The organism is Streptococcus loxodontisalivarius, from assembly GCF_016908645.1.
Classification (GTDB): Bacteria; Bacillota; Bacilli; order Lactobacillales; family Streptococcaceae; genus Streptococcus; species Streptococcus loxodontisalivarius.
In genome coordinates this window covers 1-24,426 of the sequence record NZ_JAFBEH010000026.1, presented here as the reverse complement: position 1 = coordinate 24,426, position 24,426 = coordinate 1, and the positions used below count along the sequence as shown (strand labels likewise).

The following is a 24,426-nucleotide window of genomic DNA, read 5'->3' as shown; positions in this document are numbered from 1 at the left end:
CCTCTTATCGTTTATTTCAAATTCTATTATAACAGATTAGTCTTTTGGTTTGATTTTGGAAATAGCTGAGCTGATATTACAGTTTTGTTTTGACCAGCTCAACAACCTTGCGACCGTGTTCTTGGGCACGCTCTGCCATTTTTGCAGTTACTTTGATCGGTGCAAGGAAATCTTCCACCTCGTATCCAACGAAAGCGTCAGCATTGTAGGCTTCTTTAGGGGCTCCTGTTGTTACTGAAGCAATCAATTTTTTGCCTTTAAGCTGAAAATTGTCTGCACCATGTGAGAAACCAAATTGGAAGGTTTCCTCCATCCAGCGTTCCAAAAGGGATGGCAAGTACGATAGTGTCAGCTGCCAAAAGACGCTCTTGCTCTTTTTGAATACCGATTTGGAAGTCTGGGTCATGTTTGGTCTTGCCAGTATCAAGTCCACGAAGTTCTTCGACTTCTTCTGTCAATTCAAAGTCAAAGATGTCGAGGTTTGATTGGAGCGTTTAAAGAGGGCAACACCCAGTTCCTCCTCCAAGCCCTTGAGCTGACGAGAAAGGGTGGGCTGGGTCATCAAGAGACGCTCCGCTTCCCGAGTGATATTGCCCTCCTCTGCCGTCACGACAAAATATTCTAAAACACGACTGTCCAAAATCCTCCCTCACTTTTTCGTCTATTATAACAAAAATCCATTGCTTCGCTCTCTTTCTAAATTGGTGGAAATAGAAAAACCAAACTTGCGTTTGGTTCTCACATCTATTCAAATAAATCACTCAAGATAGCTAGTCCTGTGTCGATTTCTTCTTGACTGAGGGTAAGTGGTGGGAGGAGGCGGATGACGTTTGCTCCTGCGGTTAGTACAACTAGTCCCTTGTCACGCGCAGCTTGAACTAACTGAGCTAGATTCAAATCTGTTTCAATCCCAATCATGAGTCCCAGTCCTCTGACTTGACTGACATGGGGATTTCCAGCTAATGCTTCAGCCAGTTTCGTCTGTAAATACTGACCTTTTTCTAAAGCGTCAGCCAGGAAGTCCTCTGTCATGATATCCAAGACTGCAGAGCTGGCTGCCATGGCTAGCTTGTTACCTCCAAAAGTTGAGCCGTGACTGCCGTAAGAAAAGGCTGCACCAAGCTCTGACTTAGCCAACATGGCTCCAACGGGCACCCCATTTCCCAAACCTTTAGCCAAGGTAAAGATGTCAGGCTGGATGCCGTAGTGCTGGAAGGCAAAGAGCTTACCCGTACGCCCCATGCCAGTCTGAACCTCGTCCACCATAAGCAAGAGCCCCTGCTCCTTGCAATAAGCTGCCAAATCGGTCACAAAGTTAGGATCCGCAGGCTGAACACCAGACTCGCCCTGAACCAGCTCAAGCATGACCGCAGCTGTGTCCTCAGTCACCAAATGTTTGACTGAGTCAAGGTCATTAAAAATAGCATAGCTGAAATGCGGAACACCCTGCCCAAACCCTTCCTTAATCTTGTCCTGTCCAGTCGCTGACATAGAGCCGAAAGTCCGACCGTGGAAGGAATTGACGAAGCTAATAATCTCCTGCTTGCCAGTTGCCTTACGAGCAATCTTAATAGCTGCTTCATTGGCTTCTGCCCCGCTGTTAGCAAAGAAAGCCAGATAGTCCATCTGACCAATCAATTTGCCTGCGACTTCTTCTTGGAGACTATTCTGATAAAGGTTAGGCGTGTGCCAAATCTTACTAGCTTGCTTTTCTAGCGCAGCACTTACCTGCGGATGAAAGCCCAGATTGGTAACTCCGATTCCAGTTGAAAAGTCCAGATATTTCTTGCCCTCTTGGTCAAAGAGGTAGTTGCCTTCTGCCTTGACGAACTCAATGTCCGCCCTCTTGTAGTTCTTGAATAATTTGCTCATCTCACACCTCGCTAATCACAGTTCCCGTCGTCAGATTGTCCCCAATCAGAACCTGACCGACACCTGCCGCCACCGTTTCAGCCGCCGACTCTAGCTTGGGAATCATGCCCCCAGTAATGATGCCAGCTTCGATTTTCGCTGGGATTTCCTTGGTCAATAGCTGAACTAGAACCTGACCATCTTCTAGGACACCCTTAACATCTGTCATCAAAATCAACTGATCTGCCTGCAGACTAATAGCTAGCGCTTTTGCCAGATAATCTGCATTAACATTGAGCAACTGCCCATCATCTGTATAGGCTAGACTAGCAAGTAGCGGCAATTTGTCAGCTGATAAGAGCTTGTCATAGTAGCTTTTATCAAGAGAAGTCACCTGACCCACATAGCCATATTTTTCCTTATTGAGAAAGTCAGCCGATACAGTCTTTAGGTCTTCCAAGCTGACCTGACTGACATCAAGTCCTGCTGCTGTCAATTCGTGAGCGAGATTCTGTCCAATTCGATTGAGCAGAGCCTCAGCTACCAAGGGCAGGTCTTCTTGATTAGTCACGCGTAGCCCATCGCACTTTTGACTGGCATGCCCGTGTTCTTCTAGGATTTGAGAAATGGCAATGCCTCCACCATGAACGATGAGGAGCTTGTGCCCCATCTTATGCCAGCTCTGCAATTGTTCCAAAATCTCTGGAGTAAGACTCTGACTGGCAATGCCTCCAATTTTAATCACGATTGTTTCTGACATAGGGTCTCCTTAGGTTCTGTAAAGGCTGTTGATTTTGACATAATCGTAGGAGAGGTCGCAACCCCAGGCAGTTCCTGTCTCACTGCCAGCATGCAAATCAACGGTAATGGTAATCTGATCTGAGTGCATGATGTCTCCCATCTCCTCCTCGTCAAAGCTAACAGGACTAGAAGCAAGCATAACAGGCAGATTGCCTAGACTGATGTCGATATTGTCTACAGGCACATCTACTCCTGCGTAGCCAACTGCTGCTAGGATACGTCCCCAGTTGGGATCTTCACCGAAAATAGCCGTCTTAACCAGACTTGAGCCGACAACGGATTTTGCCATCATACGAGCATCTAGCTGGTTGGGAGCATTGACCACATCTACTTGAATGAGTTTTGAGGCGCCTTCGCCATCTTTGGCAATCTTCTTGGCTAAGTCCTGCATGACAAATTCTAGCATGGCTTTAAATTTCTCAAAATCTTCTGTGTCTGGTAGGATTTCCTTGTTGCGCGTGCAACCATTTGACAGGACCAAAACCATGTCATTGGTTGAGGTATCACCGTCTACGGTAATCTGGTTGAAGGTCTTTTCAACATTATTTGAAAGGGCAAGCTGCAAGGTCTCACTGGAAATATTAGCATCGCAGGTAATGAAGGCTAGCATGGTTGCCATATTAGGATGAATCATGCCAGACCCTTTAGCAACACCAGCCATAGTCACCACATCACGTCCAAAATCTTCAGTAACGGCAATGGTCTTAACACCCGTATCCGTTGTCAAAATCGCCTTAGCAAAGTCATCCGCATTACCATTGACCACAATCTTAGATAGACCATTTTTCAAGGTATCCATAGGAAGCAATTCACCAATGACACCAGTCGAAGCCACTCCCACCAAGTCAGGCTCAATCTTCAACTTGTCAGCAGTCAGCTGCTGCATTTCAAACGCATCGTCCATCCCTTGCACACCCGTACAAGAATTAGCAACACCAGAATTAACCACGATTGCCTGCATCTTACCAGCCTTTTTGACAGACTGCTTAGTCACAATCAGCGGTGCAGCAATGACCTTATTGGTCGTGTAAACACCAGCCACACTAGCAGGCACCTCTGACACAACCCAACCAAAATCCATCTTATATTTCTTAAAACCAGCATGAAGCCCATCTGCCGAAAAACCAAGAGGACTCGCAATATTACCATCAATAACTTTCATATAAAACTCTTTTCTACTTTAATAACTTACTTATTTGAATCATTTCCGCTGTGGGATTATTGTTTTTTGATAGTCTCCTTAGGTAGTGGGGGTAAAACAATCCAGTGGATTGTTTTAGGTCGGCAACTGAAAATTAAGACTTGCCGAAAGTCCAGTGAACTATTTGAGGACGATAACAAAAAACCAAGAATTATCGTAAGGCATCGTCAAGTCGGTTGTTCCTATCGGACACAACCTAGACGCTGCACTAACGAAGTAGCAATTTATTATCGAAATCGCTACTTCTTGTCGCAAACCTCCGGTTTCATTACTAAAGGAAAAGCCTAGGGTCTTTTCCTTTCCCCCGAGCGACTTTGTCGCTCTTAGCACCACGGCGGAGACTATCGGATGTGGCGTACTTCGTACGCCTATATTCGATGAAAGCTATGCTTTCTCTATTTCCAACCTCAAAAGGTCTAGGAGACCTGTTGAGCTTATGTTTCTAGTATTAACCCATTCCCATCGGGAAAGATAGCTTTTTCCTAAAAGATTAGTCACTTGTTAAAACTAAAATGAAACATCAACCTACCGATCCATCTCTTACAAATAGGTTGCCTGTACTGGTAGTCCTAGACTTTCATCCCACCCCATCATCAGATTAAGATTTTGTACTGCTTGACCCGCTGCTCCCTTAATCAGATTGTCGATAACGGAGATAACCGTCAAAACGCCTGTTCGTTCATTATAAGCACAGCCGATGTCCGTGAAGTTAGTTCCCAATACAGCATGTAAATCTGGCAAACCATCTATCACTCGGACAAAAAACTTATCAGCGTAGGCTTTTTCAATAATAGCTTGCGCCTGAGCCTGACCAAGCCCTTCCTTGAGCTTGACATAACAGCTAGCCACGATACCACGATTGACTGGCAAGAGCGAAGTCGAGAACTGAATAGGACTCAGCTCTGGCTCAAAAAGCGCCAACTCCTGCTCAATCTCAGGGATATGCTGATGCTTGTTGAGTTTGTAGGTCACATAATTATCATGCACATTGACAAAGTGACTGCTGTCAGACAGGCCCTTGCCCGCACCCGTCAGACCGCTCTTAGCATCGACGATGATACTTTTTAGGTCAATAGCTTGCGCTTGAACCAAGGGCAAAAGAGCCAACTCAGTAGCCGTTGCATAACAGCCAGGATTAGAGATGAACTTCTTTCCCTTAAGGTCTGTAAACTCAGCCAAGCCATAGGTAAATTGGTCGATAATCTCTTGCTGCGCAGCTTCCTTACCATACCATTCTGTATAAATATGTGATGGTAGACGATGATCTCCTGATAAATCAATGACAGGAAAATCATTTTCAACAAAGCTCTTAGATAATTTTGATGCAATACCAGACGGTGTTGCGAAGAAAACCAAATCTGACTTATTCATGATACTTTCCGCATCAAAAGCTTCAATGACAAGGTCAGTCTGGCTTTTTAAATGTGGATAGAGATCAGATAAAGGTCGTCCGATTTCTTGAGTTGCATGAATAGATACTACTGTCACCTCTGGGTGATTTGACAAGATTTTCAATAACTCTAGACCGCTATAACCAGTTATACCAACGATTGAAACTTTCATATACAGAACTCCTTGAATATTTATACAAAATAGTTTACTGTATTTTTATACACAAGTCAAGCTTTTATTGCAAAAAAATAGTAAATAAAAAGAATATTATGAATAAAAACTCATAATATTCCACTTTTAGCGATATAATTCTGGACGCCTATCATCAAATACAGGAATTTGACCTCTAACCTGACTGACAAGTTCAAAGTCAAGATTACAGTAGAAAACACCTTCTTGGTGATCTGGTGCCTGCAATACAAGACGCCCCAGCGGGTCAACGACCATAGAATGCCCTGAAAAAACATTGTCAGGAGACTGTCCAACCCGATTAACAGCTACAAGATAAGCCTGATTTTCCACAGCACGCGCTCGCAGTAAAATCTCCCACTGCTCCTGACGCGCCTCTGGCCATTGCGCCACTACAAACAAAAGCTGACTCCCCCTGGACATAAGGGTCCTGATCCACTCAGGAAATCGAATATCGTAGCAGATTGCCGCCGAACAAGCCCGACCATCAAAGCTAAAATGCGACTCAGACTGCCCAGCCTGCAGATAGTCAGCTTCGGACATCAGCCCAAATAGGTGAACCTTGTCATAACTCGAAAGCAAGTTTCCTTCACGGTCAATAGCAAAGCTAGTATTGTAATAGCCATCCGATTTCTTGTTGGCAATGGAACCTGCTAGCAGATTTACCGCATGTTTCTTAGCAAAGCTTGATAGAAAATCTAAGCTGTCACGACCATTCTCATCAGCCAAATCAGCTAAGTGTTCCAAATCATATCCAGTGTTCCACATTTCTGGCAGGACGATAACATCAGGCTTTTCCAAAACAGCCTCTTCCAGAAATCTCAAAACCGTCCGCTTGTTTATCTCAGGTCGTCCATGAACAACATCCATTTGTACTAAGGCAACTTTCATTGCAAATTCCTCTCAACTTCTTTTAAAGAAAGAGCCTGAAATCAACATTTCAGACTCCTTGTCTTATTACTTTTTCTTACTTTCTTGAAAGAGTGACCAGATTAAACTGATTAGAATCAGTAAGAGAACGACGGACATCCACTGAAACTGACCCTGACTCAACTGCCAGAAAATCTGACAAAGCTGAGCCAAACTAGCAATCGAAAGAAAGACAAGTGCACATTTTTGAAAGAATGTCATGCTTAGAATTGACCTGCAACTGCTGCTAGAAGCTCTGCAATTTTACTTGCATCGCTACCACCTGCCATAGCCATATCTAGTTTACCACCACCACGACCTGCTACGATTGGTGCCAATTCTTTAATCATGTTACCTGCGTGAACATCTTTAGACTTGCTTGCAACGAGGACATTAACTTTCTCACCGATAGCCGCTACAAGGACAAGCACGTCTGAGTAGTCTTTTTGTTTCCAGTTGTCAGCAAATGTACGAAGTGCACCTGCGTCTGCAACATCAACTTGACTAGCAATGAAGCGCACGCCATTAGCTTCTTGAACATCTTTAAAGACATCACCAGCTGCTGCAGCCGCTGCTTTTTCTTTAAGCTCTGCATTTTCTTTTTGAAGATCACGTAGTGAATCGCTGAGGGCTTGTACCTTAGCTGCTGCATCTTTCAATTGCGGAGCTTTAACAGTAGCAGCAATCTCTTTAAGGGTATCTTCTTGGCTGCGGTAAGCTTCAAAGGCTTGTTTACCAGTCACTGCAAGGATACGACGAGTTCCTGAACCGATACCTTCTTCTTTAACAATCTTGAAGAGACCGATTTCTGATGTGTTGGTCACGTGAGTACCACCACAGAGCTCGATTGAGTAGTCACCGATTGTGACAACACGGACAACCTTACCGTATTTTTCACCAAAGAGGGCCATAGCACCCATTTCTTTAGCTGTGTCAACATCTGTCTCAACAGTGACAACTTGGATAGCTTTCCAAATTTGTTCGTTGACTTCTTCTTCAATGCGACGAAGTTCTTCTGCTGTTACTGCCTCAAAGTGAGTGAAGTCAAAACGCAAGAATTCTTCTTCGTTCAATGAACCAGCCTGAGTTGCGTGTTCACCGATAACATGGTGAAGGGCTGCATGGAGCAAGTGAGTGGCTGTGTGGTTTTTCTCAACAGCCAAACGACGCTCTTTGTTGATTTCAAGTGTGTAAGTTGTTCCAACTGAAAGTGATGCCAAAACGTTTACAGTGTGTAGAGGTTGACCATTTGGTGCTTTTTGAACATCAACAACCTCAGCAACTGTATCACCCTTATCATTTTTGATGACACCGTGGTCAGCAACCTGTCCACCCATTTCAGCATAGAATGGTGTTTGAGCAAAGACAAGAAGAGCTTGACCTTCTGAAACTGCTTCAGTACGTTCATTATCAGCGATGATGACTGAAAGACTTGACTCAAGGCTGTCAGCTCCGTAGTCAAAGCGTGATTCTTCAACGATACCAGCTAGGGTTTCATTTTGCATACCCATTGAACCACCCTTAACAACAGCTGCACGCGCACGGTCTTGTTGTTCTTTCATGGCTGCTTTAAAGCCTTCGTGGTCAATCTTGTAGCCCGCATCTTCTGCCAATTCCTCTGTCAATTCAACCGGAAATCCATAAGTATCATAAAGTTTGAAGATATCTTTACCTTCAAGTGTGTCTTTACCTTCAGCCTTAAGCTGCGCAAGCAATGAATCCAAGTGACCGCTACCAGCATCGATAGTACGAGCAAATGTTTCTTCTTCACGTTTAACGATTTTCTCGATAAAGTCACGTTTTTCAAGCACTTCTGGATAGTAACTTTCCATGATTTGTCCAACAGTTGGAACCAATTTGTAAAGGAAAGTTTCGTTGATGCCAAGACGGCGACCGTGCATAACCGCACGACGGAGAAGACGACGAAGAACGTATCCACGACCTTCATTTCCAGGAAGAGCACCATCACCGATAGCAAATGAAAGTGCACGGATGTGGTCAGCGATAACCTTGAAGCTCATGTTGTCGCCATCTGGATCGTAAGTTTTACCTGACAATTTCTCTACTTCACGGATGATAGGCATGAAAAGGTCAGTTTCAAAGTTTGTTTTTGCCCCTTGCATAACAGCTGCAAGACGTTCAAGACCCGCACCCGTATCAATGTTTTTATTTGGCAATTCTTTGTATTCTGAACGAGGTACAGCTGGGTCAGCATTGAATTGTGAGAGAACGATGTTCCAGATTTCGATGTAACGATCGTTTTCGATATCTTCAGCCAAAAGACGAAGTCCGATATTGTCTGGATCGAAATCTTCACCACGGTCGAAGAAAATCTCAGTATCTGGACCTGAAGGACCAGCACCAATTTCCCAGAAGTTATCCTCGATTGGTACCAAGTGACTTGGTTCAACACCACAAGCAATCCAACGGTTGTATGAATCTTTGTCATCTGGGTAGTAAGTCATGTAGAGCTTATCTTTAGGGAAATCAAACCATTCTGGACTCGTCAAGAGCTCAAAGCCCCACTCGATAGCTTCATCACGGAAATAGGCACCGATAGAGAAGTTACCAAGCATTTCAAACATAGTGTGGTGGCGAGCTGTTTTACCAACATTTTCAATATCGTTAGTACGGATTGATTTTTGAGCATTGGTAATACGTGGATTTTCAGGAATCACTGATCCATCAAAATATTTCTTCAAAGTCGCAACACCAGAGTTGATCCAAAGAAGCGTTGGATCATTAACAGGAACCAAGTTAGCAGAAGGCTCAACAGAGTGCCCCTTAGATGACCAGAAATCCAACCACATTTGACGAATCTGAGCAGACGATAATTGTTTCATTATATAAGATACCAAGAGCGTTAAGAAAGCGAGAAGAAAATAGGAGACCGACACTGTGTGCCTGCACACAAGGAGGTCTATCTTTTTCTCGACGCTTTTAGCTCGGGTTCAATTCAGCATACTCGCTAAACCAAACCTTCCTTTCATTTTATTTATTTCAGAAAAGAGCAGGATCAACATGTGACACAGCATTTAGCCCGAGTTCGATTTTAAGACTCGAACCCGATGCCCTTTCCTTTCATTTTATAATATTTTGAAGAGAACTGTTTTCCGATAATCACAAGACGAATTCAGTTCCTTTCGTTTTAAATGTCTCTTTTCTTTCTTCAACAAAGGGATGAAGCGTTAGCAGCCATTGTGAAGAAATAAAAATGACAAAATCAATCAAACGAAGGGCGAGAAACCGCGGTACCACCTTCATTCAATGACTTTGTCATTCTTCATTATGTCTTTAGTTATAAGATAAGGTAGCAAGTCTTTCACTCCATCCGTGGCTCGCAGCAACCGCCATTTTTCTGTATCAGGATTTTGAAAAACTTTTCCTTATCTGAGTTACCCACTCTCAAGCAGATAACTCTCATTTTACTTGATTTTAGGTCTTAGGTCAAGCTATCTTAGTTAGCTTCTGTTGTACTTGAGCTTTCAGTCGTCGTTGTATCTGAGCTAGATGATGCTGACGATGAAGAGCTTGAGCTACTTGATGATGAACTTGAGCTTGATGATGAGCTAGATGAACTTGAAGTTGTTGTGTATTGTGCCAAGATTGTTGAGAAGGCAGTATCTTTGATTTTCACATTTGCTTTTTCAAGAGCTGCTGCAATCACTTGGTTTTGGAAGTTTGTATCTGACTCATATTGGTTCATCAAGAGAGTTTTCAACTCACTCTTATAATCTTTCCAGTTTGAAGATTTTTCTTCACGAGAAACTGTCTTAACGATGTAGTATGTGTATGTGTAAGTTGATGAATTAAGAACCTTGATAACACTTGAAACAGTACCAGCATCTTGAGAAAGAGCTGTAGACAAGACATCACTTGGAAGGTCTGTACTTGAAGAGTTTACAGTGTATTCGTACTTGCTATCAGTTTCTTCAGTTTTTTCTTTAGCAATTGATGCAAAGTCAGCACCGTCTGCTGCTGCAGAAGCTTGAACTGTATTAGCTGTTGTTTCATCGCTCAACTTGATAACTTGAACTTTTGTATCTGGTACGTATGATTCAAAAGCTTTTTTGTAGTTTTCAGTTGTCAATTCTTTCTTAGCAGCTTGTTCTACTGCGTATTCGATCAACATTGTAGTACGGATTTGTTGTTTGTAGGTATCTTCAGTCAAACCAGCTGATGAAAGAGCTGCTGAGAATGATGTACCATAGCTTGCTGCTGTTTTAGTATAAGATTCATCAACCTTAGATTGAGAAACTTTATCACCGTATTGATCTTCAAAGACACGAGTCAAAACCAATGTCAACATTGATTGTTGAGCTGTTGATGTTGTTTTTACTTCATTGTAGAAATCAGAAACAGTGATACCATCACCTTTCATTGTTACAAGGTCAGTACTCTCTGAATCACCACTATTCATGGCGATGTAAGTTCCACCTGCAGCCAAAGCGGCAGTCACAACGACAAGTGAAGTCGCTTGGAAGGCTTTACTTTTTACAAGCTTTACAAAACCATTGTCAGATGAGTTTTTTAGCGTTTTCTTAGCCATAAGTCTATTATTAACTCCTTTTATTTCACATTAACTTTGTCAGTATACCATATTTTCCTAAAAAATGCTTAATCTGGCAAAATTATATTATCTTTATTTTTACGGATCATTAGGAGACCATCGCTGAGCGGAACCAAACTAGCCGTTAGATCTGGATGATTGAGTGTAGCATCAAAAAGTCTCTGCAATCCTCGGTAAATAGTACGTTGTCCACGGCGGACCTCCTCAATAGGTCTTGCAATGTCACCACCTTGAAAAACATCATCCATGATAATCACACCACCAACCTTGAGTCGCTTGAGAACTTCAGGCAGAAAGACAATGTATTTAGACTTGGCAGAATCCATAAAGACAAAGTCATATTCCTCATCCAAGGTTGCCAACATGTCTACCGCATCTCCTTCGACCAGACGAATTTGGTTACGACTGTCAAATTTTTCAAAATTTTCCTTTGCAAAAGCAATCATTTCAGGATTACGGTCGATAGTTGTGATTTTAGCATCTGGAGCATTCTCAGCCATCAAAAGAGCTGAAAATCCAATCGCCGTACCGATTTCCAAGATTGACTTTGGCTGCAAGGTCTGCAATAAAAATCTAAAATAAGCCACTACTTCGTGCTGAATAATGGGAATATTTTCCTGACGAGCAAAGGCTTCTAACTCTGCTAAACCTGCTTCGTTTTGCTTCTGTTTCGTCCTGAGATATTCCAGAACTTCTTCCTTAACAACAGGGCGTCTCATATTATGATTAGCCGTCTTACTATATGATTTAACCATAGATTTCATTATAACAAAAAAGACTTGTAGAAAGAAGCCTTTTGAATGCTCTCTCGACAAGTCTCTTCTATTTTTAAGAGTGTAATAATGGACGTTTACGTAGGATTAACATGAGTAGCAAAGCCACTAGGTATAAACCTGCAAAGATAATCAAGGTCCATGTATAGGATCCTGATAACTCATAAGAGAAGGATAGGAGCATCGGACCTGCCAAGGCTGCCATAGCCCAAGCTGTCAGCATATAGCCATGGAGCGCAGCTAATTCCTTAGCACCAAAAAGGTCACTTAAATAAGGAGGAATGAGCGAGAAACCTGCACCGTAGCAGGTCATAAGCAGTGCCATTGCAGTCACGAAAATCCATGATTGATGGAAAAATAGCAGAGCTAGGGTCATGGCAATATTAACCACTAGTAGACTGACAAATGTCCACGGACGACCGATATAGTCAGAAATTGCTGCCCAAATCAAACGCCCAAAACCATTGAAAATACCCATAAAACCAACGATAACCGCTGCCGCTTCTACTGACATACCAGACAAGTCCTGTGCCATTGGAGCAATAACTGAAATCAGGCCCAAACCGCAGGCGATATTGATAAAGAAGATAAGCCAGAGAATATAGAATTCTGATTTTTTCAGCGCAGCGTTTGCCTTAATTCCTCGACTGAGATCAGCCTTCTTACTATCCTTACTGAGGGCAGTCAGCGCAGCTTGTTCCTCAGCTGTCGGACGCTTGATAAACTGTGAAACGACCAGCATAACTAGGAAATAAGCTAAGCCCAGAATATAGAAGGTATTGACCAAATCCACATGAACAATGAGATATTGAGCAATGGGGCTGGTCAAGAGTGAGGCAAAACCAAATCCCATGATAGCCATACCAGTTGCGAAACCTCGCTTATCAGGGAACCACTTGATAATGGTTGAAACAGGTGTGATATAACCAGCACCGAGTCCAATTCCACCAAGAATACCATAACCTAAATAGAGGAGCCAGAGTTCCTTTTGTTCAATGGCATAGCCAGATAAGATAGTACCACCTGCATAGAGAAAAGCAGAAAGGCTACCAGTCAAGCGAGGTCCCAAGGCTTCAACCAGGCGCCCCATAAAAGCTGCGGATGAACCCAAACAGAAAATTGCCAAGGAGAAAGTAAAGGCAACCGCAGATTGACTCCAACCCGTCTGCTCCATGATAGGATTCCGATAAACACTCCAAGCATAAGTCGAACCCAGCATGAGATGCAAAATAACACCAGAAATAGCAACCAGATAACGATTCGTTTTAAACATAAAACCTCCACAAGTAAAAACCGAACAATAACAATCAACACACTAATTATAATTAGGATTTTATTGTATATTATTCTATTTAGACTAGCAAACAATCTGTTTCGTAATTTTTTCTTTCTGTTATAGTACAATCCTGAAATCAAAAAATAGACCAGGTTAAATATGATTTTCAAAAAACAAAAAAGCCAGAAACTCTAGGTTTCCAGCTTAGGCATAATTGTTCATTAAGCAAAAATACTTGTTATTTCTGATAGGTCTTCGATTTTGCGATTGATTTCTGAATCTACCTGACCTAGGTTGATTGAGAGGATGCCAGCTGCCTGAGCAACCTCCACATCAATACGACGATCCCCGATGTAGTAGGTTTCACTTGGATCTAAGTCATATTTTTCAATCAGATAATCAACTGCTTCTGGATCAGGCTTACGCTTGAAACCATTGGCTGAAGTAATCACTTCCTCAAAATAAGGAGCAATCCCTAATCTCTCCAAGACCTGCCCAGTTGTATCTCCCTTATGCGTGTAGATAATATTTCGAATTCCCTTTTCCTTGGTCCACTCTAAAGTCTCCAAGGCATAGGGCATAATGTTGATCATGTGATCTCTCGCTTCCTGCTCTCGGTTAAAGAAGGCTAGCAAGTCCTGAAAATCCAAATTATTTTCAGCTGCAAGCTGGCGCAAAAGACTACCAACAGACTCTTTAATAATAAAATCCATTACCCAGTCTTGATCAAATTCTAAACCATAAGTCTCATACAAGAGGACGAGGACCTCATGAATCGCCTGGTAGGATTCTACCAAGGTACCATCAAAATCCCAAATAAAAGTTCTCTTTGTCATCAAATCTCTCCATTTACCCATTACTACTTTTTAATAGTTTAGCATAATATTGTTATTAAACATCAACAAGTTTGTTAAGAGAATAAAACATTTTTCACTTGGCAACGCTCCCAAATGAACATTTTTTGCATAAATGATTATCATTATAAACAGATAAGTTTTTAAAAAGAATTTTAAAATGAAATTTTAACTAAAAATCTCTCATCTTTTTAAAGTCTGTCTACCAATTCTTCTAATTCATTAAGACGTGCTTCAAAAACTTGGAAGGCTTGATCAATGTAGTCAGAGCGCGTCATATCGACACCAGCTTTGGCAATGACATTGAGGGCATCGTCCGAATTACCAGCCTTGAGGTAGTTGAGGTAGGCAATCTTATCTTCTTCCTCACCGTGAACAATACGGTCTGCTAGATAGCTGGCCGCCGCAAAACCAGTGGCATACTGATAAACATAGTAATTGTAGTAGAAATGCGGAATACGTGCCCACTCGTACTGGATTTCTGGATTATCCTCAGCCTTGAGACCATAGTATTTCTCATTAAGACCTGCATAAATCTCATTGAGGTAATCACTTGTCAAGACCTGACCTTCTTGGTCTGCCTTATGGATAAGATGCTCAAATTCTGCAAACTGAGTCTGACGGAAGACGGTCCCTTTAAATCCATCCAAATAGTGATTGAGAATAGCAAAGCGTTCCTTGTCGTCTTGAACTTCTGAAAGCAAGACTTCTGTCAAAATATTTTCATTTGTCGTTGATGCAATCTCTGCCAAGAAGATTGAATAATCGCCATAAACATAAGGTTGATTTTCACGTGTAAAGGTAGAGTGCATTGAGTGACCAGTCTCATGAACCAGTGTAAAGAGATTGTCTAGAGTATCCTGCCAGTTGAGTAACATAAAGGCATTGGTATCGTAAGAACCACCTGAATAGGCACCAGAACGTTTCCCTTTATTGACATGAACATCAATCCAACGCTCCGTAAAGGCACGTTTCACACGATCAGAGTAATCTTGACCGAAAATCGCCAAAACCTGCTCTGCTTTTTCCAAAGCCTCTTCGTAAGTCACTGCCATATCCATTTCAGAAAGCGGTGCATAAACATCGTACATCTTGATATCATCTAATCCCAAGAGACGCTGGCGGAGCTTCATATAGCGGTGTAGCAATGGCAGGTGCTTGTTAACAGATTCAATTAAGGCATCGTAAACTGACTCTGGAATAAAGTTAACTGACATGGCTGCTTGACGAGCTGAATCATAATGACGAACCTTAGCCTTAAAATTTTGTACCTTAACATGAGATTGAAGCGTTTTAGCGTAAGTATGCTGAAATTGCTCATAGATGCTATAGTGAGCTTCGTAGGCACCTTTACGAATTTCACGGTCTTTTGACTCCATGAGACTGATAAAGTTTCCATGAGTCAATTCAATCACTTCTCCCTCATCATTGGTTACCCAAGGGAAACGAATATCAGCATTGTCCAAGATTGAAAAGGTCTCTGACGGTGCCTGGAAAATTTCTGAAGCCGCAGCCAAAAGTGCTTCAGACTCTTGTGACAAGACATGATCTTTACCGCGAAGCAATTTTTCAAAGAAATAACGGTAGGCAAGTAAGCCTTCTTCTTCAGCCAGATAATTTTCAAAAGTCTCATCTGAAATCACCATAAATTCTGGTTCAAAGAATGCAAAACATTCACTGAATGTCCCATAAAGCGCTGACGCTTTTGCCTGAAATTCTTGATATTTAGCTACCGTTGTGTCCTGGTCATTCTTCATAGAAGCGTAAACATACAGTTTCTCAAGACGACGACTGATAGCCAAATAATCTTCTGTCACTTCTAGCAATGAAGCAGCAGAATCAAGTAGGTGACCCGCATAAGCCTTAGCTTTTTGACAAGCTTCCTGCAAGGCTCTCTCTTCTACTTCCCAAGCATCATCCGTTGGAAAGATTGTGCTTAGATCCCAAGTGTATTTTTCTTCTAAATGCTGACGATTATCTGACATAAAAACTCCTATTCTATGATACAAACTAGCTTAAAATTGCAGAGCAGTAGGCAATACTTGTCCTACAAATTTTAGGCGGTATCCCATTTCTTTTCAAAAAAGTAACTGCTTACATTTTATCATAATTTCCCCTACTTGTGGGAGTCTGCCTTCATTCTATAAAAAGCTGGTGGATAAAGTTTCTGCCTAGCCTTATCTTCCACCGATTCATAGTAGGCTTGAAATGCTTGATAATAAGGATTCAAGTCCTGCCTAATCTGACAGAAGCCCTGCTGATTCTCAGGAAAACGATAATGAGGGTAAAAATCCTGCCAAGTTTTGGTTAAAAGGTTACTGCCCGTCAGGTAGACCTCCTCCTGCCGCCTCATCCAGTAAGGATTTTTTGAAAAAAGCTGGCGCTGGATATAGGAAGAGAGATTCTGATCGCTTTCTTTGGTGTAGGATTGAAGACTCTGAGCCATAAAAGGCTGGCGCAAGGCGGACATAATATCCTCAGAAAAAGGAAATTCCTTGACCAAATAAGACACCTTGCCCCGCCTATCCTCATAAATCAGATACTTGAGTCGCAAAAGTGACCTAGCAGCATCTAGCTCCCAAAGATGAAAGCCCATATTCTGACTAAAATAGAGAAAATTTCTTTGTAGAGAGCTTAAACTCGACTTGAGCCAGAGCTTCTTTCCCAAGAGCCATAGAACCTGATAACCTTTTTCGTGATAGGCATGACTTCTCTCTTTCAAACGCTCTAGTGATAATGACGAACATTGAACTTCTAAGGCTAGTTTATCATTGACCATCAAATCAGCAATCTGTTCCATGTCAGCTAAATACTTTTCAATCTCGACATGCTCTATCCTTGATAAACTTTGATAAAGTAAGGCTTTTAATTGCAGATGTTCGGCTGATTCATTTTCATGAAAAAAGTGACAATCTTTCAAACTCTGATGGGCAAAGTGAGCCTGCATGACCTTCCCTGCCTTATAGATGACTCGACCTCCGCAGGCAGGACAAAAATAAGCTCTCGTTCTCTCAATGCTGTCTATCAAGACATTCTGTAAATCTCCATCTGATCTTCTTGCAAGTAACATAACCATTTCTCCATCAAATGAGGCAATAAAAATAGGAGGTCTTGGATAATCTCCCAAGCCTCCTTTGGAATCACATAAAGCTACTTCATTATAAAAAGGTTGTTCAAAATCAAAGGAAAGGTTGGATTTGAAGTAGCCTCACTATATCTATTCGTAAGTTGCTTTGAAAAAGTGACTTAATTTAAAAAATTTTTCAACTTTTTCTTCTCTTCTTCTGTCAGAGAACGATAGGCTCCACTTTCTAAATTACCCAAGTGAAAAGGTCCGAAACTGATTCGCTTCAAATAGGTCACCTTGACACCGTAGGCTAGAAACATTTTCTTAACCTGATGAAACTTTCCTTCGGAAATGGTGATATAGGCGCTGCTGATTTCTGAACCAGAGCTGATGATCTCGAGCTTAGCTGGTTTACAGACCTTACCATCTAAAAAAGCTATGCCATTTTCAAAAAATGCTGGCGCATCGGCTTCCAAGGCTGCATTAACCTCAACATAGTAGGTCTTGTCCACATGGTGCTTGGGGTGGAGCAGACGATAGCCAAGAGGTCCGTTGTTGGTCAGAAGAACCAGCCCCTCAGTGTCACGATCCAGTCGCCCAACAGGATAAAGTCCAGCAACCCTATCCTTCTCATCCAGCAAGTCAATCACCGTCTGGTGCTCCTTGTCACGGACGGCAGATACACTACCTGCAGGCTTATTGAGGAGAAAATAGACATCTGGAGAATAGCTGAGCTTCTTACCAGAAACCCTAATGTCTTGGAGGTTGGGATCGACATTGAGATTATCTGCTGTCGCTAGCTGACCATCCACTGTGACCTGACGACTCCGAATCAGCTTCTTGACCTGTCCTCTAGAACCATAACCAGCCTGTCCTAATAATTTATCTAAACGCATAGAGATATTCTACCATGCAAGCCCTATCCCTTGTCAACCGATTCAAAAAAGAGTAAAATAACACTAGTTAGTAACAAAGGAGTAGGTATGGGACTTTTACAAAATGGCAAATGGGTTGACCAATGGTATAATACCAAGGAAACTGGCGGAAAATTCGTTCGTACACAAACACAATTTCGCAACTGGATCACCAAGGATGGTTCTGCTGGTCCAAGTGGACAAGCAGGTTTCAAGGCTGAATCTGGTCGCTACCACCTCTATGTCTCCTTGGCATGCCCCTGGGCCAGTCGTGTCATGATCATGAGAGCACTTAAAGGCTTGGAGGACCATATTACGATCTCCGTCGTTCACCCACTTATGCTAGAAAACGGTTGGACTTTTGAGGAAGCTGATGGAGTTATAGCTGATAGTGAGCTCCATAGCGACTATCTCTACCAAGTCTATCTGGCTGCGCAAGCTGATTATTCTGGACGTGTAACGGTGCCTGTCCTTTGGGATAAAGAGACCAAGACCATCGTCAACAACGAGTCAGCTGAAATTATGCGCATGCTTAACACCGCCTTTGACCATATCACTGAAAATAGTCATGACTTTTATCCTGAAAAATGGCAGAGCCAAATTGACGAGATCAATGACTTTATCTATCCTAATATCAACAACGGTGTCTACAAGGCTGGCTTTGCGACTTCTCAAGAAGTCTATCAAGAAGAAGTTAGCAAGCTCTTTGCTGCCCTTGATCAGCTCGAAGAGCGACTTGAAAAACAAGATTATCTGGTCGGTAACCAATTAACTGAAGCAGACATCCGACTATTTACGACCCTAGTTCGTTTTGACGCGGTTTATTACGGTCACTTCAAATGTAATCTTCGTCGTCTGACTGACTATCCAAACCTTTGGCATTATACCAAGACCATCTATAATCTCCCTGGTATCGCAGACACAGTTAATTTTGACCACATCAAACAACACTACTATGGTAGCCACAAAACCATCAATCCTAACGGTATCATCCCACTTGGACCTGATTTAGATTGGACATTATAAAAGAGAGTGGGACAAAAATCGGTAATTCCAAAGGAATTCGATTTTGTCGTCCCACCTCCGCACAGTTGAGTAGGGCTATAAGAGTTGATTTATCAGCGAATTAGAGACCACTCAACCACTGCGTCTCGTAAATCATACTATAAAAACATACTAAGATTAGTAGTGAGGAAATCTCCGACGGGAGAGAGTACCCATTACTTTTTCTTTATGTTAAAGTAGAGGCGTCTTGTTAAGTCGTGCTTTTATTTGACGCTGGACGTCGTTGTAAAAACTGGCAAGACACCTGTTTTTGAACATGCCCTAAAAACTTGGAATTTAGATAGAATATCTTGTATGCAAGCATACTACGCTATTCTCCTAAAATTCAGTCGTTTTTTACGGGCTTTGTATCATGGTTTTAGTTAGAATTTTATCAAAGTATGTGGGACGCTAGACGTCGTGTATTGAAAATGAAATCGCTAAAAGAAGGTATCATTCAAGACGAAAGAGGTAATATTATGCGAGCAGTATTTGGAATTGATGTGAGTAAAGCAAGTTCAGAAGTGGCTATTCTGCTCAACGGTGAAAAGGTTCATGGCTACACCATGCCTAATGATGCCATCGGATTAGGTCGTCTCTTGGACGACCTAAAAACCGTCTATAACCCTGAAATTGTTTTTGAGGCGACAGGGGTCTATTCTCGCCGTCTTCAGGCCTTCCTTGAGAATAATGGCTACGCTTATACACGACTCAATCCCCTAGAAGCTAAGAAGCAACTGGACAGCCTACGTGTTCGTAAAACAGATAAAATTGACGCTGAAAAGTTGGCTCAGTCTCAGTTTGTGCTTAATCGCAAATCGACTTATGCACAAGAAGAAGTCTATCAACAGCTCAGAGATTTGAGTCGCTTCTATCAAAATCTGACAGAGGATATTGTTCGGACTAAGAATCGTCTCCATAAGGTCTTACAAGTTACTTTTCCTGAATTAGAAAACCTTCTCGCATCACAAACAGGGGAGCAATACTGGAATCTCGTCATGACTTTCCCCTGCAAGGATTTGGTCCTGGAGTTAGGGCAAGATGTCTTAGAAAATATGGTCAGAGACTCAACGTCAAAACGCATTTCGGATAAACGTGTTTCAGAGCTAGCTGACAAACTCACTGAACTTGCCGATCAATCTTATTGTGCCGTCAAGAAAACCTCTCCAATCATGGAAGAGGTGCGTTACTATGCACAAGAATTGCTTAGATTAACAGAACGCAGACAAATTGTTCTTGACGAAATGGTAACTCTAGCTCAGCCATTGCCTGAATATGAGATTCTCTTATCTATCCCTGGCATTGCGGAGACAACAGCGACATCTATCATTGGTGAACTCGGTGACATTCGCCGTTTTCAGTCTGCTAATCAGATTAACGCCTTCATTGGTATTGATCTCAGACACTATGAATCTGGCAACTTTCTTGCCAAGGAACACATCACAAAACGTGGGAATCCTTATGCTAGAAAAATTCTTTTCAAGTGTATTCACAACATTGCTTCAGCTAGCCACACCAATCCTTGCCACATTGCAGACTTCTATGAGAAACGAAAAAGACAATCGCAAACGGCTTCAACCAAGCCACATACGATTGCCTCTATGCACCGTCTCATCAGAACGATACATTACCTCATTACGCATAATCAACTTTACGACTATAACTTAGCCAAAAGTCAGTAAAGTCTTATGCTCTATCATTGTAACACCTTATCAAAATTTTTCAATATAAGGTGTTGTTTTTGCATGCACTTTTTTACTAATCCAGTAATAAAAATAAGACAATAACCACGTAACGGCTACTGTCTTGATATTATTTTTGGGCTTAAAGCATTGATATACTTGACAAATGGTAGAAAATTAAGAGAGTTAGGACTTTTGTCCCAACCTCTTTTTTACATTAACTTACTTGCTGCATCATGGTCTAAAATAAGTGTTAGGTCAGGATGTCTTTGTAGGATTGAGGCCGGTAAGTCTTCAGTTACTGGACCTTCTACCATCGCCTTAATAGCGTCAGCTTTCTCTTCTCCAAAGGCGAGGAGAATAATCTTCTTAGCAGCCATAATTGATGCAATCCCCATCGAAATCGCCTGTCTAGGTACCTGATGTTCATCTTCAAAGAAGCGTGCATTGGCTTTGATGGTTGATTCCTTGAGATTGACCAGATGTGTTTTACTGTCAAAGGCTGTGCCAGGCTCATTAAAACCAATATGACCATTGTGACCAATTCCTAGAATCTGAAGGTCAATAGGCTGCGCAGCCAAAATCTGATCATAATCACGCACAGCTTTTTCCAAATCATCAGCCTGTCCATCAGGTAGGTAGCTGGCTTTGAAAGACTTGTACTGAAAAAGACGCTCCTGCATAAAAGTATGATAGGACTGAGGACTAGACGCAGCGAGCCCAACATATTCATCCAAGTTGATAGTCGTCAAATCAGAAAAATCATAATCCGAAGCAGCCATCTCCTCATAGAGGGACAAAGGCGTCGAACCCGTCGCTAACCCCAATACCTTAGCCCCACCATCTATAGCTCTAACTAGCAGATCAAATGCTCTCTGACCACCTTCTTTTTGAGATGATACTCTTATTATTTTCATAGCTAATCTCCTTGATTTTTGGTATATACCAATTATAAACTTCCACCCAAATTATGTCAATTAAAATGTAAAACGTTTACATTATTTCATAAAATATGCTATATTTTAGGTGAAGAAAGATATTATAGGAGGTTGAAAGATGAAAACAATAGTATTTCTATCCTATACATTTACTCTAATATGTGATTTATATCTTCTCTATTTAGGTCTTACGGACAATAATCAACTCTTTCTTTTTACTAGTATTTTAGGTATCATTCTTTTCATCATCGAACTTCTAGTAATAAAAAGAAGAAAAACATAGAAAAGGACTCCCCCTGGAGTGTCCTTTCAGAATGTAGACAAACCTAGTTTACAACAAAATTTAAAATCAAAGCTCTGCTTACTTAAAATAAATGACCGATTTCATGCGAGCGTTAGCGAGCATCAAAAGATACTTCCACCGTGATGAAAGTGTAATAAATGCCTATATAAAAGCATTTATTACACTCGGAATATTTGAGAGACTAGGCTCAAATATTAGTCATGGAATTCCACTGATTCCTGAAATCATCCACTGGATAATTTCACCTGACGTCCGACATCACTTAAGGAAAGTACCAAGAAAAAGACTTTGTCTTCAACCAGAAAGGACTCCCAAGAGAGTCCTTTTATCATATTAGACATGGAAGAATTGTCCGACAAAGTAGGTCACTGCCATGGTCAATAGTCCCACACCTAGATTTCTCAACATAGCTGCCTTAACTGGTGCCTTGCCCAAACGAGCACTGACATAGCCTGTCAAAAGCAGAGACAAGGCAACCACAATCACAGTTGCAATGATACGCGTATTTTGTGGGAAGAGGAGAACAGATAGAGTTGGAGGTAGAGAGCCAAGCGCAAAGGCAAAGAAGCTTGAGAAGGCTGCATGCCATGGATTTGTAAATTCATCCATTTCAATACCATATTTTTCCTCAACCAAATGTTTGAGGGGATCTTTATAGAAAGCAACATTAACTTTCATATCAGCTGCCGTCTCACACTCTCCTTGAGCGATATAAATGTCATAGAGAGATTTGCGGGCGATATCAGGATGCTCTGCTAATAATTTTTTCTCAACTTCAACTGCTGCTTTTTCAGTATCTTTTTGAGTGCTGACAGAGACGTATTCACCACCTGCCATGGAAAATGCTCCCGCTAAAATGGCAGAGAGACCAGATAAAAAGATAAACCAGATATTGGAACTGGCACTGGCAACTCCAATAACAACACCAGCAATGGAGATAATACCATCATTTGCCCCCAAAACTCCAGCTCTAAGAATATTTAAACGTCTTGAAAAACTTTGATTTTCCATAATACACGACTCCTTTATCAAGATATCTCATCAGCGAAAGCTAGTTTATTTTTTCTGATTTATTCAGCTCAGCTTTTGATAATCATATTATAAACCTTGTTTAGAATGATTACAATATTTATTTAGAATAATTCTAAATAAATTTGACTTATCCTGACTATCACTCTCCGTCATTTCATGATATAATGAAACAGTTAATCTAGAATAGATAAAAGGAGATGCTGACTGAAGCGTCAGCTAGATATTATGAATACAAACGATTTTAATTTTTTCCTACCAGAGGAACTCATTGCTCAAACACCTTTGGAGCAGCGCGATTCTTCTAAACTTTTGGTGATCGATCCAGTCTCAAAAAGCATGACGGATACCCACTTCGACCACATTATCGATCAGCTAAATGCTGGTGATGCTCTGGTTATGAACAATACCCGTGTCCTGCCAGCCCGCCTTTACGGTGAAAAGCCTGATACACACGGACATGTTGAGCTCCTCCTCCTCAAGAATACCCAAGCAGACCAGTGGGAAGTTCTTGCTAAGCCTGCCAAACGTCTCAAAGTCGGAACTCAAGTTTCCTTTGGAGATGGTCGCCTCATGGCTACCGTTCGCCAAGAGCTAGAGCATGGTGGACGTATCGTTGAGTTCAGTTACGACGGTATCTTCCTTGAAGTTTTGGAAAGTCTCGGAGAAATGCCACTCCCGCCTTACATCCATGAAAAACTTGAAGACCGCGACCGTTATCAGACCGTTTATGCTAAGGAAAATGGCTCCGCTGCTGCCCCAACCGCTGGACTCCACTTCACCCCTGAACTTCTTCAAAAAATTCAAGATAAGGGTATAAAATTAGTTTACTTGACCCTTCACGTAGGACTTGGAACCTTCCGTCCAGTCTCAGTAGACAACCTTGATGAGCATGAGATGCACTCAGAATTCTACAGCCTATCGGCAGAGGCTGCTGAAACGCTCAACCAAGTTAAAGCAGCTGGTGGCAGAATCGTTGCCGTTGGAACAACTTCAATCCGTACCCTCGAAACCATTGGCAATAAATTCGATGGACAACTTCAAGCTGACTCAGGTTGGACCAATATCTTCATCAAACCTGGCTATGATTTCAAGGTTGTCGATGCCTTTTCAACCAATTTCCACCTCCCAAAATCAACCTTGGTTATGCTGGTCTCAGCCTTCGCTGGACGTGACTTTGTCCTTGATGCTTACAAACATGCTGTTGATGAAAAATACCGTTTCTTCAGCTTCGGCGATGCCATGTTTGTCACTAGAAGAGCTCAATAATTTAGCTCTAAGGTCAGCTTTTATGAAACGTAAAAAAGTCTCTGCCCGCATGGTTAAATCCATTGGCTGGTCAGATAATACCCTAGAAGTCGAATACCTCTCAGGTCTCATTCATCAGTACCACGGAGTCAGCGAAGCCGATTTTGTCCACTGCTCAACTGGAAATATCGATAAAAAGGTCAGATTGATTGGTAAGACCCATGATTTCACTCGAATAGAAGAACTTTAAACAAGCAAAAAAGCTCAACGTTTACAACGTTGAGCTTTTCTGGTTGAAGACAAAGTCTTTTTTCGATACTTTCCTTAAGTGATGTCGGACGTCAGCGACTTCCTGCGGAATTCCATGACTAATATTTGAGCCTA

General features: G+C 41.8%; 21 protein-coding genes and 1 pseudogene. 4 read left to right on the top strand and 18 right to left on the bottom strand.

Annotated features, from left to right (window positions below; genetic code table 11):
- Positions 1 to 76: 76 nt before the first annotated feature.
- The 16 genes and pseudogenes from JOC28_RS10730 to JOC28_RS06605 all read right to left on the bottom strand — a co-directional run bounded on the left by JOC28_RS10730 (position 77) and on the right by JOC28_RS06605 (position 17,779).
- Positions 77 to 313 carry an NAD(P)H-dependent oxidoreductase gene (locus JOC28_RS10730; protein ID WP_239548904.1) on the bottom strand — a complete coding sequence of 79 codons (237 nt, stop codon included), beginning with the start codon at positions 311 to 313 and terminating at the stop codon, positions 77 to 79.
- Complete coding sequence (locus JOC28_RS10970) at positions 258 to 458, bottom strand: hypothetical protein (RefSeq protein ID WP_386700887.1); 201 nt, start codon at positions 456 to 458, stop codon at positions 258 to 260. Before JOC28_RS10970 ends, JOC28_RS10730 begins: the two co-directional genes overlap by 56 nt.
- Before the next feature lie 23 nt (positions 459 to 481).
- Positions 482 to 640 (bottom strand): annotated as a pseudogene (locus JOC28_RS06670) (LysR family transcriptional regulator); the annotation flags it as partial.
- Between the two features lie 104 nt (positions 641 to 744).
- A complete protein-coding gene (locus tag JOC28_RS06665) occupies positions 745 to 1,872 on the bottom strand; it encodes an acetylornithine transaminase (RefSeq protein ID WP_205009918.1) in 1,128 nt (375 codons plus the stop codon).
- Between the two features lies 1 nt (position 1,873).
- A complete protein-coding gene (argB, locus tag JOC28_RS06660; RefSeq protein ID WP_205009917.1) occupies positions 1,874 to 2,611 on the bottom strand; it encodes an acetylglutamate kinase in 738 nt (245 codons plus the stop codon).
- 9 nt (positions 2,612 to 2,620) lie between these two features.
- On the bottom strand, positions 2,621 to 3,814 hold the full coding sequence (argJ, locus tag JOC28_RS06655) for a bifunctional ornithine acetyltransferase/N-acetylglutamate synthase (protein ID WP_205009916.1): 1,194 nt from the start codon (positions 3,812 to 3,814) through the stop codon (positions 2,621 to 2,623).
- 579 nt (positions 3,815 to 4,393) lie between these two features.
- Positions 4,394 to 5,416 (bottom strand): N-acetyl-gamma-glutamyl-phosphate reductase, encoded by a 1,023-nt coding sequence (argC, locus tag JOC28_RS06650; RefSeq protein ID WP_205009915.1) that lies wholly within the window; start codon positions 5,414 to 5,416, stop codon positions 4,394 to 4,396.
- A 126-nt stretch (positions 5,417 to 5,542) separates the two neighbouring features.
- Positions 5,543 to 6,325: a carbon-nitrogen family hydrolase gene (locus tag JOC28_RS06645; protein WP_205009914.1), complete on the bottom strand. Its 783-nt coding sequence runs from the start codon at positions 6,323 to 6,325 to the stop codon at positions 5,543 to 5,545.
- Positions 6,326 to 6,567: 242 nt separating this feature from the next.
- On the bottom strand, positions 6,568 to 9,186 hold the full coding sequence (gene alaS, locus JOC28_RS06640) for an alanine--tRNA ligase (protein ID WP_205009913.1): 2,619 nt from the start codon (positions 9,184 to 9,186) through the stop codon (positions 6,568 to 6,570).
- Between the two features lie 614 nt (positions 9,187 to 9,800).
- Entirely contained in the window at positions 9,801 to 10,892 is a 1,092-nt protein-coding gene (locus tag JOC28_RS06635; RefSeq protein ID WP_205009912.1) for a peptidylprolyl isomerase PrsA, read from the bottom strand.
- Positions 10,893 to 10,960: 68 nt separating this feature from the next.
- Entirely contained in the window at positions 10,961 to 11,668 is a 708-nt protein-coding gene (locus tag JOC28_RS06630; protein ID WP_205009911.1) for an O-methyltransferase, read from the bottom strand.
- Between the two features lie 73 nt (positions 11,669 to 11,741).
- Positions 11,742 to 12,959, bottom strand: a complete 1,218-nt coding sequence (locus JOC28_RS06625) for an L-lactate MFS transporter (RefSeq protein WP_205009910.1) — start codon at positions 12,957 to 12,959, stop codon at positions 11,742 to 11,744.
- 224 nt (positions 12,960 to 13,183) lie between these two features.
- On the bottom strand, positions 13,184 to 13,798 hold the full coding sequence (locus JOC28_RS06620) for an HAD-IA family hydrolase (RefSeq protein ID WP_205009909.1): 615 nt from the start codon (positions 13,796 to 13,798) through the stop codon (positions 13,184 to 13,186).
- A 209-nt stretch (positions 13,799 to 14,007) separates the two neighbouring features.
- Complete coding sequence (gene pepF / locus JOC28_RS06615; protein WP_205009908.1) at positions 14,008 to 15,801, bottom strand: oligoendopeptidase F; 1,794 nt, start codon at positions 15,799 to 15,801, stop codon at positions 14,008 to 14,010.
- Between the two features lie 131 nt (positions 15,802 to 15,932).
- Entirely contained in the window at positions 15,933 to 16,886 is a 954-nt protein-coding gene (locus JOC28_RS06610) for a competence protein CoiA (RefSeq protein WP_205009907.1), read from the bottom strand.
- Positions 16,887 to 17,062: 176 nt separating this feature from the next.
- On the bottom strand, positions 17,063 to 17,779 hold the full coding sequence (locus JOC28_RS06605) for a pseudouridine synthase (RefSeq protein ID WP_205009906.1): 717 nt from the start codon (positions 17,777 to 17,779) through the stop codon (positions 17,063 to 17,065).
- Positions 17,780 to 17,866: 87 nt separating this feature from the next.
- Between JOC28_RS06605 and JOC28_RS06600 the strand changes: the two genes are divergently transcribed.
- Together JOC28_RS06600 and JOC28_RS06595 are read left to right on the top strand one after the other, a co-directional pair.
- Positions 17,867 to 18,823 carry a glutathione S-transferase family protein gene (locus JOC28_RS06600; RefSeq protein ID WP_205009905.1) on the top strand — a complete coding sequence of 319 codons (957 nt, stop codon included), beginning with the start codon at positions 17,867 to 17,869 and terminating at the stop codon, positions 18,821 to 18,823.
- A 497-nt stretch (positions 18,824 to 19,320) separates the two neighbouring features.
- Positions 19,321 to 20,523, top strand: coding sequence for an IS110 family RNA-guided transposase (locus JOC28_RS06595; RefSeq protein WP_205009904.1), 1,203 nt, complete (start codon positions 19,321 to 19,323; stop codon positions 20,521 to 20,523).
- A 212-nt stretch (positions 20,524 to 20,735) separates the two neighbouring features.
- Here JOC28_RS06595 and nagB read toward each other — a convergent pair whose 3' ends face one another.
- Together nagB and JOC28_RS06585 are read right to left on the bottom strand one after the other, a co-directional pair.
- Complete coding sequence (nagB, locus tag JOC28_RS06590; RefSeq protein ID WP_205009903.1) at positions 20,736 to 21,440, bottom strand: glucosamine-6-phosphate deaminase; 705 nt, start codon at positions 21,438 to 21,440, stop codon at positions 20,736 to 20,738.
- Positions 21,441 to 22,098: 658 nt separating this feature from the next.
- Complete coding sequence (locus tag JOC28_RS06585; protein ID WP_205009902.1) at positions 22,099 to 22,776, bottom strand: VIT1/CCC1 transporter family protein; 678 nt, start codon at positions 22,774 to 22,776, stop codon at positions 22,099 to 22,101.
- A 246-nt stretch (positions 22,777 to 23,022) separates the two neighbouring features.
- Between JOC28_RS06585 and queA the strand changes: the two genes are divergently transcribed.
- The gene (queA, locus tag JOC28_RS06580; RefSeq protein ID WP_205009901.1) at positions 23,023 to 24,063 is read left to right on the top strand and encodes a tRNA preQ1(34) S-adenosylmethionine ribosyltransferase-isomerase QueA; all 1,041 of its coding nucleotides are present in this window, start codon (positions 23,023 to 23,025) and stop codon (positions 24,061 to 24,063) included.
- 22 nt (positions 24,064 to 24,085) lie between these two features.
- Positions 24,086 to 24,292, top strand: coding sequence for a KTSC domain-containing protein (locus JOC28_RS06575; RefSeq protein WP_205009900.1), 207 nt, complete (start codon positions 24,086 to 24,088; stop codon positions 24,290 to 24,292).
- Positions 24,293 to 24,426 lie beyond the last annotated feature (134 nt).

Coding starts and splice junctions, on each gene's coding strand:
- JOC28_RS10730 (WP_239548904.1), bottom strand. CDS start 313: ATGGAGGAAACCTTCCAATTTGGTTTCTCACATGGTGCAGACAATTTT.
- JOC28_RS06665 (WP_205009918.1), bottom strand. CDS start 1,872: ATGAGCAAATTATTCAAGAACTACAAGAGGGCGGACATTGAGTTCGTC.
- argB (WP_205009917.1), bottom strand. CDS start 2,611: ATGTCAGAAACAATCGTGATTAAAATTGGAGGCATTGCCAGTCAGAGT.
- argJ (WP_205009916.1), bottom strand. CDS start 3,814: ATGAAAGTTATTGATGGTAATATTGCGAGTCCTCTTGGTTTTTCGGCA.
- argC (WP_205009915.1), bottom strand. CDS start 5,416: ATGAAAGTTTCAATCGTTGGTATAACTGGTTATAGCGGTCTAGAGTTA.
- JOC28_RS06645 (WP_205009914.1), bottom strand. CDS start 6,325: ATGAAAGTTGCCTTAGTACAAATGGATGTTGTTCATGGACGACCTGAG.
- alaS (WP_205009913.1), bottom strand. CDS start 9,186: ATGAAACAATTATCGTCTGCTCAGATTCGTCAAATGTGGTTGGATTTC.
- JOC28_RS06635 (WP_205009912.1), bottom strand. CDS start 10,892: ATGGCTAAGAAAACGCTAAAAAACTCATCTGACAATGGTTTTGTAAAG.
- JOC28_RS06630 (WP_205009911.1), bottom strand. CDS start 11,668: ATGGTTAAATCATATAGTAAGACGGCTAATCATAATATGAGACGCCCT.
- JOC28_RS06625 (WP_205009910.1), bottom strand. CDS start 12,959: ATGTTTAAAACGAATCGTTATCTGGTTGCTATTTCTGGTGTTATTTTG.
- JOC28_RS06620 (WP_205009909.1), bottom strand. CDS start 13,798: ATGACAAAGAGAACTTTTATTTGGGATTTTGATGGTACCTTGGTAGAA.
- pepF (WP_205009908.1), bottom strand. CDS start 15,801: ATGTCAGATAATCGTCAGCATTTAGAAGAAAAATACACTTGGGATCTA.
- JOC28_RS06610 (WP_205009907.1), bottom strand. CDS start 16,886: ATGTTACTTGCAAGAAGATCAGATGGAGATTTACAGAATGTCTTGATA.
- JOC28_RS06605 (WP_205009906.1), bottom strand. CDS start 17,779: ATGCGTTTAGATAAATTATTAGGACAGGCTGGTTATGGTTCTAGAGGA.
- JOC28_RS06600 (WP_205009905.1), top strand. CDS start 17,867: ATGGGACTTTTACAAAATGGCAAATGGGTTGACCAATGGTATAATACC.
- JOC28_RS06595 (WP_205009904.1), top strand. CDS start 19,321: ATGCGAGCAGTATTTGGAATTGATGTGAGTAAAGCAAGTTCAGAAGTG.
- nagB (WP_205009903.1), bottom strand. CDS start 21,440: ATGAAAATAATAAGAGTATCATCTCAAAAAGAAGGTGGTCAGAGAGCA.
- JOC28_RS06585 (WP_205009902.1), bottom strand. CDS start 22,776: ATGGAAAATCAAAGTTTTTCAAGACGTTTAAATATTCTTAGAGCTGGA.
- queA (WP_205009901.1), top strand. CDS start 23,023: ATGAATACAAACGATTTTAATTTTTTCCTACCAGAGGAACTCATTGCT.
- JOC28_RS06575 (WP_205009900.1), top strand. CDS start 24,086: ATGAAACGTAAAAAAGTCTCTGCCCGCATGGTTAAATCCATTGGCTGG.